This window comes from Burkholderia sp. Se-20373, from assembly GCF_017104705.1.
GTDB lineage: Bacteria > Pseudomonadota > Gammaproteobacteria > Burkholderiales > Burkholderiaceae > Burkholderia.
The window spans coordinates 1-12,442 of the sequence record NZ_JAAGPH010000186.1 but is presented as its reverse complement, the minus strand read 5'-3'; the positions used below and the strand labels follow the sequence as shown (position 1 = coordinate 12,442).

Here is a 12,442-nt window from a genome sequence, read left to right as displayed (position 1 = left end):
CGCCCGTGCCGGCCTTGTCGGCGATGCGCCAGCCGGGCGGCACGCCCGCCGCGATGCCGGTCGCGCCGCGCGCGCCGCCGACCATCCATTCCGTCAGTCGCGCGCGCTGCGGCTCCTGCAGCGTGTTGCCGAGCAGCAGCCGCTGCAGCGTGTCGACCATCTCGACCGGCGTCGACGTGTCGCGTTCGTCGCCGGGCGCGGCGTTGTTCAGTTCGGGTTCCCAGTGATCGAGGCGGAACGACGTGTCGCCGCTCGCGCGCACGAACGCCGTGACGGCCTGCGGGCCGCCGAGCACGCCCATCAGCAGGTTGCCGGCGCCCTTGTCGCCCGACTGCAGCATCGCCGCGCACAGCTGCTCGATCGTCATGCCCGTGTCGACGTGGCTTTCCGTGATCGGCGAGCCCGCAACGATTTCATAGCGGCGGTACAGGATGCGGCGCGGCAGCAGCGACGCATCGAGCGAGCCGCGCGCGAGCATCGCGGCCGCCGCGGCGACCGCATACGTGCCGCACAGCGGGAAGCGCTCGCGCGCATGGTGCGCGATGCGCACGCCGTTCGACGTATCGAGCGCGGCGACGCCGAGCCGGCCATTCGAGGCCTTTTCGAGCGCGGTCAACTCAGCCTGGGCGGTGTGGGCGCGCCCCTGGTCGGCGACCGGCGCGGACGTGCACGCGGCGACGAACGGCGCGGCAACGGCGGCAAGCAACAGCGAGCGGCGTGTCGGAGAGTGTTCCATGAATGTCGTGAGTTCTGTCGGAATCGGTGGCACGAAGCAGCTCGGGCACGCGTTGAAGAAGCGCGCCCGTTCACGCCGGCGGCCGGCCCGCGACGGCCTACGCCGCGCATCCCCGAAAGACGACCGCCGGCCCCGCGAAGCGCGGGACTTGCATGAACAGACCCTAGCGTAGCAGCGACCGCCGCGCCGTTCCAGCGAAACGGCCCGGCGTCACCCTTGCGACGAAGGCAGATACGGCATCGGATTGACCGGCTTGCCGTCGCGTCGCACTTCGAACAGCAGCGCGACACGCGAGTTGTCGAGGTCGCCCATCTCGGCGATCTCGTCGCCCTGGCGCACGATGTCGCCCGTCTTCACGAGCAGCCTGCGGTTGTGCGCATAGGCAGTCAGGAAATCCGCGTTGTGCTGGACGATGATCAGGCTGCCGTAATCGTTCAGGCCGGTGCCCGCGTACATCACGCGGCCGTCGGCCGCGGCGCGGACCGGGTCGCCCGGCCGGCCGGCGATCTGGATGCCGCGGTTCTGCCCCGGCCGGAAGCCGTCGACGATCTTGCCGCTCGCGGGCCACTTGAGCGCGACGCCGCCCGCATGCCGCTTCGTTTCCTTGACGACCTGACGGTCGCTCGCGTTCGACGCGATGGTCTGCGCGGCGGCCGGGTTGCTCGCCGCGCCATTGCCCGACGCCGACGATGCGGCCACCTGCGTGCCGGCCGCGCCCGGCGCCGGCAACGGCTGCTGCTTGACGATGCGCAGCGCCTGCCCCATGCGCAGCCTGCCGTTTGCGCCCAGCTTGTTCCAGGTGCGCAGGTCGGCAACGCTGCAGCCGTTCGCGGACGCGATGCCCGTCAGCGTGTCGCCGCGCTTCACGACGTACTTCTGCGCGACGAAAATCGGCGCCGGCGGCGGTGTACTGGCCGACGGCGCAGCGGCGGGCTGGCTCGACGGCGACGACTGTCCCGCCAGCGTGTCGCTCGGCGGAACGGACTGCGTGCTTGCACAACCGGCCATGACGAGCACGGCTGCCAGGCCTGGCAGCCACGCCGCGTTGCGGTGAATCTCGCGCGTTTTCATGGACGATCCGACTCCGGTTTGACAATCTTTCAAGCATCTCAAAAACGGAACGGCCGACGTGTAACCGGATGCAAACAATGATGACAAACGATCACGAACCGGATGCCGGCCGGCATTCGCTACCGGTAATACGGTCCGATTCAGGAAAACTTGATGGTCTTTTTGCAGGAAAGCGGAAGAATTTTCGTCGCTGGAAACTATGAAAACCGGGTTTCGATAGACACGACGCGGCGATTGCCGCGACGTTCAGCGCAACCACGCGGCGAGTTCGGAACAGGCCCACGCGATGCCGATGCACAGGAACAGCACGTGCAACGCGATCTTGAACGACACGCCCCACGACGGATCGATCTGCATGACAGGCTCCCCGGTTGATGTGCGGCCATGATCCGCCATCGATCGCGCCCCGAAAATGCGGAACCGGCGAATCGGGCCTCAAGCTGCGCCTGAGACCCCGGCCGCGATTCCCTGCTAACTTATCGGCCATTCCAATACGATCGCCCCACCCATCATGCGCTTCGACCTGACCGACCTGCGGCTCTTCCTGAACATCTGCGAGGCCGGCACGATCACGAGCGGCGCCGAGCGGACCCACATCACGCTGCAGGCCGCGAGCGAGCGCATCCGCGGCATGGAGGACGAGCTCGGCGTGCCGCTGCTGCACCGGACCAAGTCGGGCGCGCAAGCCACCGATGCGGGCCGCGCGCTCGAACACCACGCGCGCACCGTGCTGCAGCAGATCGACCACATGCGCGGCGAGCTGCAGCAATACGGCCAGGGGCTGCGCGGGCATATCCGGCTGCTGTGCAACACGGCGTCGCTGAGCGAATACCTGCCCGACGCGCTGGCCGACTACCTGCCGCATCATCCGAAGCTGTCGATCAGCGTCGAGGAGCGCTCGAGCCAGGAGATCGTGCATGCGATCCGCAACAAGACGGCCGAGGTCGGCATCGTCGCCGATTCGGTCGGGCTCGGCGGTCTCGAACAGAAGCCGTTCCGCGAGGACTGGCTGATCGTCGTCGTGCCGGCCGCGCATCCGCTCGCGTCGCAGGACAAGGTCGCATTCGACTCGATCACCGATGCCGACTTCATCGGCCTCACCGACGGCAGCGCGCTGCAGGTGCATCTCGCCGACCAGGCGCGCGCGCTCGGCAAGCGGATCCGCTATCGCGTGCAGCTGAAGAGCTTCGATGCGATCTGCCGCGTGATCGCGAGCGGCGTGGGCATCGGCATCGTGTCGCGCCATGCGGCCGAGCGCGCGATGCAGACGATGGACGTGCGGCTCGTCGAGCTGTCCGATGCGTGGAGCCATCGTCGGCTGAAGCTGTGCGCGCGGTCGTTCGATGCGCTGCCGAAGTACACGCGGGAGTTCGTCGCGTTCCTGTCCGGCGAAACCACGCCGCGGTGACGCGCGCCGCATCCGACTCATCCCGTCGACACACGGAGGCACGGCCATGACCGACACCGATCTCGCAACCCGCTACCGCGCATACATCGACTGCCTGAACCGGCAGGACTGGCCGGCGCTCGGCGAATATGTCGCCGACCACGTGATCCACAACGACCGGCCGCTCGGCCTCGCCGGTTACCGCGCGATGCTGGAACAGGACTTCCGCGACATTCCCGATCTCCGTTTCGACATCCGGCTGCTCGTGTGCGAGCCGCCGCGCATCGCCTGCCGGCTGCGCTTCGCCTGTTCGCCGAGCGGGACGTTCATGGGGCTCGCCGTCGACGGCCGGAAGGTCACATTCTGCGAGAACGTGTTCTACGAATTTCATGACGGCAAGATCCGCCAGGTCTGGTCGGTGATCGACAAGGCCGCGATCGAGGCACAGCTTTAGGCTCGACGAAACGGCGTGGCTGCCGGTCGCCGTCGCGCCCCGATGTCCACCGAATTCATCCCGATCCTTATGGATAACGTTTTCTTTCGAAATTCAGCGAACCCGCATCGGCACACATTCCTTCTGGTCGTCGTTTCCGCCTCGGCATCCTTCGCCGCACCCTGCCTCATCAAGAAGAAATCCCGGTAAATCCTGCATCGTTTCGTTCTCCTCCTTCACTCCCACCTTCCCACCATCCGGGTTTTTCCCGCCCCGCCAGACGTGAAAGTTCATTGACATCACGCCGACGGATGCCTAAATTAGGAAAACGTTTTCCATCGCTTCAGCGCGACGCCGGTCACGGCCCGTGCAGGGAGAACGCTTGCCCGCTCGACAAGTGATTCAGGCCGTCCGCCTTCAGGGATCAGGGTTGCAAGACGGCGGCCGGGTACGGGCATCGCGCGCGGCAACGGCCACACCTGCCCGTGCTTCATCACTATTCAAAACTGGAGACACAATGCATCCGCGCAGCAGATTCGCGCTCGGCGCCGCGCTCAGCGCCCTTTCCGTCCTGTTCGTCAGCGCCTGCGGCGGCAACGACGTGACCGACACGCCGCCACCGTCGTCATCTTCGCCGCCCCCGTCCACGACACCGACGCTCGCAGCGAACTCGCTGCAGGCGCTCGTCTACGGCGCGCCCGACACCAGCGTGCCGGCCGGCGCGAACATTCCGGTCACGATGATGGGCCAGATGCGCGCACTGTTCGACCTGATCCGGAAATCGTCCGACTTCACGCAGGTCGTGATGGATCTCGGCGACGGCACGCCGGTCCACGTGCTCGACACGAACACCGGCGACAAATTCCTGCCGGGCAAGCTCGCGCTCGGCCTGTCGTACATCCTGATCGACATGAAGTCGAAGAACGATCCGCAGTACGCCAGCTACCTCGCGACGTACCAGACGATCACGACCGCGATGATGGCGCAGTCGGGCAGCAACTACACGTATGCGAATACGTCCTGGGGCGAGTACTACTACCTCGTCGCGCTGAACAACCTGAAGGCGCACGGGATGCTCAACGAAGTCTTCAGCGATGCGATGCTCGCGACCCTGCAGCGGCGGCTCACCTTCTGCGACATGTTCGGCCCCGATGCGAGCGGCAAGACCGATACGTGCCCCGCGGCCGGCACGCCGATCGACATCGCCTCCCTCAACACCGCGCAGAATTACTATGCGGTGTCCTACGGAATTTCCGGGCTGCGCCAGAAGCTCGGCTGGAGCAGCCCGTCGTTTGCATCGAAGACCGATCCGTCGGTCGCGACGATGGGTGCGCGCGACGCGCTGCTGTACACGCTGACGAACCATATCCGCAACGACTCGTCGGGCGGGTTTTCGGACGAAGCGTCGAACACGCACACGACCTACTACGACCAGGCGCGCTTCGACCGCTACAGCACGCTGCTGATCGGCGAAGTGACCGAGCGCACGTTCGAGATGGGCAACGAGGCGAACCTCACACCCGAGCTGAAGGGCTATCTGCGCAAGTCGGTCGACCTGATCCTCCCGCAGCTGAACGCGAACGGCCAGGGCTTCAACTACGGCCGCTCGATCGGCCCGTACGGCGATTCGGCGTTCATGGAAGTGCTGACCGCCGCGGCCAATGCCGGCGTGCTGACCGACCAGGAAAAGCAGGTTGCCTACAAGTTCATCTACCAGGCCGCGCAGCGTTTCGACACGTACTGGTACGACCCGTCGCTGCCGACGCCGTCGGTGAACATGTGGGTCAAGGGCCGCGGCACGGACGCGTATCGCGGCAAGCCGCGCGTGATGGGCGAGAACTTCAGCCTGCTGCACCAGTACTTGTACGTGAACGCGTGGTGGAACAAGCTCGGCTTCGGCGGCAAGGCGCCGATGGCCGATACGGACTACAACGCGTGGCTCGACGCGCTGCCGCACTACACGCTCACCTGGTACAACCAGCCGGGCGACACCGCGCATCCGTACAGCGCGGCGCTCGTCACCGTGCGCGACGGCCGGCGCGTGATCAACCTGAACCTCAGCCAGGCGCCCGACTACAACTCGTACACGCCGTACTACCCGGTGCCGTTCTCCGACAAGCTGATCTACGGCACGACCGATCTCGGCTACGCGCTGCTGGTGCCGCAGGTGTCGTACAACGGGAAGACCTACATTCCCGTCACGTACTACAAGAACCTGAGCGTCCAGCAAGGCAACGGGCAGGTGATCGTGTCGTTCGATACCGCGAAGTTCCGGCTCGCGTCGAAGAATGCGGCGTACACGACGGATCTCGATTTGCAGGTGCATACGGTGCTGACGTTCGCGCACGGCGCGGTCGCCCGCAGCGACACGCTGAGCACGGGCACGCTCACCGGCAACCTGTCGGTCGAGACGGACTTCACGTCGTTCGCGGATTTCGCGTCGACGCAGGCGAACGGCGACGGCGTGTCGGTGACCTACGCGAACAGCGCCGCGACCGGCTATGCGGCGTCCGGGTTCGACACCTGCGCGCTGTCGGCCTTCGACACGGCGAACGGCACGACGAATCCGCTATCGACGACGCCGATCGGCCAGCTGCATTCGAACTTCGCGTGTACGACGAAGCCGTTTGCCCTCGGCGCGGGCGCGAGCCGCACGTTCGGTTGGACGCTGAAGTACGCCGACCCGGTCTGAGCGAGGTGATCCGCGTCCGGTGACCGCGTCCGAAGCCCGCGGTTGTCGAAACCGGCTTCGGGCGCTTCACGGACAGCGGACAGCGGACCGCGGGCCCGCGCTCGTCAGCGATGCCCGCTTACAGCCACCCCGAAGCTGCCATATACGCGCCGAGCGCGATCAGCCCGACGAAGAAGCAGCGCTTGAACGCCTTCTCGCTCATCACACGCCGAGCGTATTGCCCGCCGACCATGCCCGCCAGCGCCGGCACGAGCGCAAGCGCCGACACGCCGAGATCGACCGTCTCCAGCGCGCCCGTCACGCGCAACTGCAGGCCGAGCACGATCGTCGACGCGGTGAACGACAGCCCGAGCGCCTGGATCAGGTCGTCCTTCGACAGCCGCAGCGCCTGCAGGTACGGCACGGCCGGCACGACGAACACGCCGGTCGCGGCCGTCACGACACCCGTGAGGTAACCGACCACGGCCGACAGCCATTTTTCATGGCGCCCCGGCGCGGGCAACCGCGCGGCGGCCAGCCCCCACACCCCGTAGAGGATCAGCACCACGCCGAGCGCCGCATGCGTCCAGGTGCTGCCGGCCGCGAGCGCGGGCAGCCCGCCCGTGAGCGTGCCGATCGCCAGGCCGGCGAGCAGCGGCCACAGCCGGCGCAGCAGCGGCCCGAACGACGGGCCGAGCCACAACTGCCACACATTGGTGACGAACGACGGCACGAGCAGCAGGCTCGCCGCGGCCGACGGCGGCATCGCGAGCGTCAACAGCCCCATCGCGATCGTCGGCAGCCCGAGCCCGATCATCCCCTTGACCGCGCCGGCCAGCAGGAAGACCACCGCGATGATCGTCAGCGTATGAACTTGCATGAAAGGCATTCCGTCCGGTTGAGTACGGCGCCGATGGTGAACCCCGATCGCGCCGCTCGCCATCTGGTTTTGCCTGAGGCTGGCTAGGGCTTGCCGGACGGGGCGGCGGCGCGGTTATGGCGATGGGCTGTCGCGCCGTGGGCCGGCGAAACATGCGCAGCCGGCGTCAAGTCGGGTCACGACGGCCATGCACTGCAATCGGGGTTACCTCGCCGGCCTCAGCCTCAGCCTCAGCCTCAGCCTCAGCCCCCAAGATTCGAGCGAATACGGAGCCTGTACCGAAACCATTGCCGATCCGCGCCGATCAGTCCCCGTGAGACGCCCCCCGCCCCTGCTCGCTGTCGAGGTGCGCCATCTGTGCGGCCGGATAACGCTCACCGGCAGCCGCGCCGGCGGGAACCGCCGCTTCGATGCGAGCGATGTCATTGACCGTTAGTTGCATCTCAACCGCCTGCAACGCATCCTGAAGCTGCGTACGCTTACGCGCGCCGATCAGCGGCACGATATCGCCGCCGCGCGACAGCACCCACGCGATCGCGACCTGCGCCGGATTGCTGCCCTTCTCGTCGGCGATGGCGCGCAGCGCCTCGACGAGCGCGAGGTTGTGCGCGAGGTTCTCGCCCTGGAAGCGCGGGCTCGCCGCGCGGAAATCGCGCTCGCCTTCGCGCGCGGTGCTCCAGCGTCCGCCCAGCAGCCCGCGCGACAACACGCCGTAGGCCGTCACGCCGATCCCGAGTGCGCGGCACGCGGGCAGGATCCCGGCCTCGATACCGCGCGACAGCAGCGAATACTCGATCTGCAGGTCGGAAATCGGCGCGACGGCCGCCGCGCGGCGGATCGTGTCGACGCCGGCTTCCGACAGGCCGATATGGCGCACGTACCCGGCCTTCACGAGATCGGCGATCGCACCGATCGTCTCCTCGATCGGCACGGCCGGATCGACGCGCGCGGGCCGGTAGATGTCGATGTAGTCGGTGCCGAGCCGTTTCAGCGAGTACGCGACGAAGTTGCGGATCGCCACCGGCCGCGCGTCGTAGCCGGCAAACCCGCCGGCCGGATCGCGCAGCGCACCGAATTTCACGCTGATCAGCACCTGGTCGCGTGCCCGGCCACGCAGCGCGTCGCGGATCAGCATCTCGTTGTCGCCCATCCCGTAGAAATCGCCGGTGTCGAGCATCGTGATGCCGTGGTCGAGCGCCGCGTGCAGCGTCGCGATGCTTTCGTCGCGATCGGCCGGGCCGTAGAAGTCCGACATCCCCATGCAGCCGAGTGCAATTGCCGACACCCAAGGGCCGGTCCGGCCCAGTTCACGCGTTTCCATATCAGTTTCCTCGAGTGATGAATGGACAGCCCGGATTCTGGGCGCATCGCGGCGCGCGATAAACGCGAAACACTCAACCAAACCATTCGACGCTGATTAACAATGGAGCCTGCTCTCCACCCACGCACCCGCCCCGCATGGATCATCTGCAAGCAATGCGCATCTTCGCGCGCGTCGCCCATCTCGGCAGCTTCACGAAAGCGGCCGAGCAGTTGCAACTGCCGCGCCCGACGGTCAGCAACGCCGTCCAGTATCTGGAAAAGCACCTGAAGGTCCGCCTGCTGCAGCGCACGACGCGGCGCGTCGCGCTGACGGCCGAAGGCGCGACCTATTACGAGCGCTGCACACGGTTGCTGGCCGATCTGGACGATGCGGAAACGCTGTTCGAGGACGCCGGCACGACGCCGCGCGGCGCGATCCGCGTCGACCTGCCCGAACGCTTCGCGCTGAACCAGGTGATCCCGGCGCTACCGGATTTCCACGCGCGCTACCCCGACCTGCGCGTCGTGATCGGCACGACCGACCGATTCGTCGACCTCGTCGCCGACGGCATCGACTGCGCGGTGCGGGTCGGCGCGATGTCCGATACGTCGCTCGTCGCACGGCGCATCGGCAAACTGGCGCAGATCAACTGCGCGGCGCCCGCGTATCTCGAGCGGCACGGCACGCCGCGCTCGCCGGACGAGCTGCCGGACCACGTCGCGGTCGGCTATTTCTCGAGCCGCACGGGCCGCGAACTGGACTGGGAATATGCGGATATGGATTCGGGCCAGCTGCACGCGGTCAAGATGCGCAGCGTCGTGTCGGTCAACAGCTCGCAGGCGTATCTCGCGTGCTGTCTCGCGGGCCTCGGGCTGATCCAGGCGCCGCGCGAAGGGCTCGGGCCGCTGCTCGCCGACGGCTCGCTGGTCGAGGTGCTGCCGGAATGGAATGCCGAGCCGCTGCCCGTGTCGGTGGTGTTTCCGACCGGCCGGCACCTCGCGCCGCGCGTGCGGATCTTCGTCGACTGGCTCGCGGATACGCTCGGGAGCAGCCCGCGGGCAGACTGACGGCAGCGGGCGCCGAGGCGCTCGGCCTCGGCACTGCCCGCCCCCCCGATCAGAACTTGTGGCGGATCGCGGCGCGCACCGCGAACTGGTTCGACGACGCCGACGGGCCGTCCGTGCCGACCACGTAGCCGCCGTCGGCCGCCGTGCCGGTCTTGTCGCCGCCCACCTTCTGCCATGCGCCCTGCAGATAGACGTCGGTGCGCTTCGACAAGCTGTAGTCGGCCATCAGGCCGACCGTGTGGTATTTCGGCTTGAACGTCCCGGCCGCGGCGTCGTACTTGCCGTCCGTGTACACGTACTGCGCGCCGAGATAGAAATCGGGGGTGAGCTGGTACTTGCCGTTGATCTCGAAGTTCTGGAACTTCGTCGCGGTCAGCCCCAGGCCGGCGAACGTCGAAGCCGGCAGGTAGACGGTCGACACCGGGTTCTTCACGTCCGTCTTCGTGTAGACGAAGCCGACCGTGGCCGGGCCGAACGTGTAGTTGACGCCGCCGCCGAAGATCCGCAGGCGGTCGGCGACGAAGTTCGCATCGTCGGCCGAGATCGCGCCCGCGCTGCCGATGCCCGGGTTGTTCGCCTGCAGGTACGCCGCCGCGACCTGCAGCCCGGCCAGGGAGTACTGCGCGCCGAGGCTGTACTGACGGTTGTTCGAGAAGCCGGTGCTGTTGCTGAAGCTGTACGTGCCGCCGAACGTCAGGCCGTTCCAGTCGGCGCTCGCATACTTGACCGTGTTGTTGACGCGGAACGAGTTGTCCGTGTTGTCGTTGTCGAACGGGTGCGAGAACAGCGTGCCGCCCCAGTTGCCGTTGGCGGTGAGCGGCGCGAGATAGTCGACGACGGCATCGTACTGACGGCCGAAGGTCAGCGTGCCGAAGCGCGGGGCGCTCAGCCCGACGAACGCCTGTCGGCCGAACATGCGGCCGCCCTGGCCGAGCCGGCCGTTGTTCACGTCAAAACCGTTTTCCAGCGTGAAGATCGCCTTCAGCCCGCCGCCGAGATCCTCGCTGCCCTTCAGGCCCCAGCGGCTGCCCTGCGCATAGCCGCTCGCCAGCTGGTAATTCGTTTTTCCGACCCCATTGACGTTCACGTTGTTCGTGTAATTGAAGCCTTCATCGATCACTCCGTACAGCGTCACGCTGTTCTGGGCGAAGACCGGCGCGGCGAAAGCGGCTAGCGCGGCGGTAAAAAAGATGTGCTTCTTCATGACGGTTCTCCGGAGCCGGGTGGCCGGGCATGGTCGAGCGCCCGGCGAATGTTTGGTCTGTTATAGGTGTGGCCCGCAGGGCGGACGACGCGGTGTGCGGCCGCGTGAGGTCAAAATGGTGTCACGTCGGAAACCGTCCGTCCATCGGGGTAGATGAACCCTGCGCAAACCGTTGCGCTCGTCCAACTGCCCCGTTGCGTGGACTGCCTGACCCGGCTTATCGGCGGCAGCACGACGGCCGACCATTCGCGTAAACCCGATATGCACCGCATCGGTGGCACAATGCGCATCCGTTCGTCATTTCTTCACGAAGTCATGCTTCCCCCCGATTCATGCGCGGCGCGTGCCGGCCGCGCCCGCGGCCCACGCCGGGAGGCGGTCCGATGACCGCACCGGCCCGGGCCGGCCGCTACGCCGAGCTCGATTTCTTCCGCGGCCTCGTGCTGCTCGTCATCGTCGTCGACCACATCGGCGGCAGCATCCTGTCGCGCGTGACGCTGCACGCTTACGCGCTGTGCGACGCGGCCGAGGTCTTCGTGTTCCTCGGCGGCTTCGCCACCGCGATCGCGTACAACTCGCTCGCCGAACGGCACGACGAGGCTGCCGCGCGCCAGCGCTTCATCCGGCGCGCGTTCGAGATCTACCGTGCATTCCTCGTGACGGCCGGCCTGATGCTGCTGATCACGGCCGCGCTGAACGCGTTCGCGATCGACGGCCCGAACATGCCGACCAACGATCTCGACGGCCTGCTCCACAAGCCGCTCGCCGCGCTGCGCGACATCCTGCTGTTCCGCCGCCAGCCGTACCTCGCGTCGGTGCTGCCGATGTACGCGTTCTTCGCGCTGCTCGTGCCGCTCACGCTGCCGCTCGCGCGCACGCAACCGTGGCTGCTGCTCGCGTTCAGCGGGTCGCTGTGGTACGCCGCGCCGCACGTCGCGCGCTTTTTGCCGACCGTCGAAGGCGCGCCGTGGGACTTCAATCCGTTCGCATGGCAGTTCCTGTTCGTGCTCGGCGTGATCGCGCGCTGCCAGCCCGTCTACCAGACGCTCGCGCCGAAGCCGCAGGGCTGGCTGCTGACGGCCGCGGCGCTCGCGATCGTCGCGGCCGGCGCGTACTACCGGCTGCGCATCGAGCCGTTCCCGACCGATCCGTCGATCAAGCAGAACCTCGGCGCGCTGCGGCTCGCGAACTTCCTCGCGATCGCGTGGCTCGCGGCCAAGCTCGTGCACCTCGGCTGGATGAAGAAGGTTGCGCACGCGATGCCCTGGATCGGCACGATCGGCCGGCAGGGGCTGCTGTGCTTCGTCGCGGGCACCGCCATCTCGCTCGCGGTCGATTCGGTGCTCTACCAGGCGACCGAAGGCTATCTCGACGTGAAGCTCGGCCTGATTGCCGACGTCGTCGCAATGGGCCTGCTGTATCTCGTCGCCAAACTCTACGGGCCGCTCATCGCGCGGCTGCCGTTCCGCTCGCGGCGATGACGCGCCGCGCCGTCATGCGCCGCTGCTACGATAGCCGGCGCCTCTCCTGAAACGATTCGACATGCGCCGACTCGCCCTTGCGTTCGCCCCCGCCCTGATCGCCGGCTCCATCGCCACCGCCCGCGCCACGCCGCCCGCGCCGGCGGCAGCGCCCGCGGTCAAAGTCCCATTGCGAACACGTGCCTACTGTCGTGTTGGTTTCCACGCGC

10 protein-coding genes are annotated in these 12,442 nt (G+C 67.2%); 5 read left to right on the top strand and 5 right to left on the bottom strand.

The annotated features are described in order from the left end of the window. Together bla and G3N96_RS34460 are read right to left on the bottom strand one after the other, a co-directional pair. Nucleotides 1-736: class A beta-lactamase (gene bla / locus G3N96_RS34465; RefSeq protein ID WP_206139968.1), on the bottom strand; the 736-nt coding region annotated here is incomplete at its 3' end. A gap of 210 nt (nucleotides 737-946) precedes the next feature. Next, nucleotides 947-1,807 carry a peptidoglycan DD-metalloendopeptidase family protein gene (locus G3N96_RS34460; RefSeq protein WP_206139967.1) on the bottom strand — a complete coding sequence of 287 codons (861 nt, stop codon included), beginning with the start codon at nucleotides 1,805-1,807 and terminating at the stop codon, nucleotides 947-949. 511 nt (nucleotides 1,808-2,318) lie between these two features. On the opposite strand from G3N96_RS34460, the gene G3N96_RS34455 reads away from it, so the two are divergent. The 3 genes from G3N96_RS34455 (at nucleotide 2,319) to G3N96_RS34445 (ending at nucleotide 6,319) form a co-directional block, all read left to right on the top strand. After that, nucleotides 2,319-3,215 (top strand): LysR substrate-binding domain-containing protein, encoded by an 897-nt coding sequence (locus G3N96_RS34455; RefSeq protein ID WP_206139966.1) that lies wholly within the window; start codon nucleotides 2,319-2,321, stop codon nucleotides 3,213-3,215. 46 nt (nucleotides 3,216-3,261) lie between these two features. Then, on the top strand, nucleotides 3,262-3,648 hold the full coding sequence (locus tag G3N96_RS34450) for an ester cyclase (protein WP_089462434.1): 387 nt from the start codon (nucleotides 3,262-3,264) through the stop codon (nucleotides 3,646-3,648). Between the two features lie 496 nt (nucleotides 3,649-4,144). Then, on the top strand, nucleotides 4,145-6,319 hold the full coding sequence (locus tag G3N96_RS34445; RefSeq protein WP_206139965.1) for a hypothetical protein: 2,175 nt from the start codon (nucleotides 4,145-4,147) through the stop codon (nucleotides 6,317-6,319). A gap of 118 nt (nucleotides 6,320-6,437) precedes the next feature. On the opposite strand, the gene G3N96_RS34440 is transcribed toward G3N96_RS34445, so the two are convergent. Continuing rightward, nucleotides 6,438-7,178 (bottom strand): sulfite exporter TauE/SafE family protein, encoded by a 741-nt coding sequence (locus G3N96_RS34440; RefSeq protein ID WP_185634125.1) that lies wholly within the window; start codon nucleotides 7,176-7,178, stop codon nucleotides 6,438-6,440. Nucleotides 7,179-7,482: 304 nt separating this feature from the next. After that, complete coding sequence (locus tag G3N96_RS34435; protein ID WP_206139964.1) at nucleotides 7,483-8,499, bottom strand: aldo/keto reductase; 1,017 nt, start codon at nucleotides 8,497-8,499, stop codon at nucleotides 7,483-7,485. A 137-nt stretch (nucleotides 8,500-8,636) separates the two neighbouring features. On the opposite strand from G3N96_RS34435, the gene G3N96_RS34430 reads away from it, so the two are divergent. After that, nucleotides 8,637-9,548, top strand: a complete 912-nt coding sequence (locus G3N96_RS34430) for a LysR family transcriptional regulator (protein WP_206139963.1) — start codon at nucleotides 8,637-8,639, stop codon at nucleotides 9,546-9,548. Nucleotides 9,549-9,597: 49 nt separating this feature from the next. Here the strand turns inward: G3N96_RS34430 and G3N96_RS34425 are convergent, their stop codons facing one another. Continuing rightward, on the bottom strand, nucleotides 9,598-10,752 hold the full coding sequence (locus tag G3N96_RS34425) for a porin (protein ID WP_124577366.1): 1,155 nt from the start codon (nucleotides 10,750-10,752) through the stop codon (nucleotides 9,598-9,600). A 383-nt stretch (nucleotides 10,753-11,135) separates the two neighbouring features. Here G3N96_RS34425 and G3N96_RS34420 point away from each other — a divergent pair, with 383 nt between their 5' ends. Then, entirely contained in the window at nucleotides 11,136-12,233 is a 1,098-nt protein-coding gene (locus tag G3N96_RS34420; protein ID WP_124577368.1) for an OpgC domain-containing protein, read from the top strand. The last annotated feature ends 209 nt before the right edge of the window (nucleotides 12,234-12,442 follow it).

What these genes read in the sequence shown, in the direction of transcription:
- G3N96_RS34460 (WP_206139967.1), bottom strand. Translation starts at nt 1,807, where the DNA reads ATGAAAACGCGCGAGATTCACCGCAACGCGGCGTGGCTGCCAGGCCTG.
- G3N96_RS34455 (WP_206139966.1), top strand. Translation starts at nt 2,319, where the DNA reads ATGCGCTTCGACCTGACCGACCTGCGGCTCTTCCTGAACATCTGCGAG.
- G3N96_RS34450 (WP_089462434.1), top strand. Translation starts at nt 3,262, where the DNA reads ATGACCGACACCGATCTCGCAACCCGCTACCGCGCATACATCGACTGC.
- G3N96_RS34445 (WP_206139965.1), top strand. Translation starts at nt 4,145, where the DNA reads ATGCATCCGCGCAGCAGATTCGCGCTCGGCGCCGCGCTCAGCGCCCTT.
- G3N96_RS34440 (WP_185634125.1), bottom strand. Translation starts at nt 7,178, where the DNA reads ATGCAAGTTCATACGCTGACGATCATCGCGGTGGTCTTCCTGCTGGCC.
- G3N96_RS34435 (WP_206139964.1), bottom strand. Translation starts at nt 8,499, where the DNA reads ATGGAAACGCGTGAACTGGGCCGGACCGGCCCTTGGGTGTCGGCAATT.
- G3N96_RS34430 (WP_206139963.1), top strand. Translation starts at nt 8,637, where the DNA reads ATGGATCATCTGCAAGCAATGCGCATCTTCGCGCGCGTCGCCCATCTC.
- G3N96_RS34425 (WP_124577366.1), bottom strand. Translation starts at nt 10,752, where the DNA reads ATGAAGAAGCACATCTTTTTTACCGCCGCGCTAGCCGCTTTCGCCGCG.
- G3N96_RS34420 (WP_124577368.1), top strand. Translation starts at nt 11,136, where the DNA reads ATGACCGCACCGGCCCGGGCCGGCCGCTACGCCGAGCTCGATTTCTTC.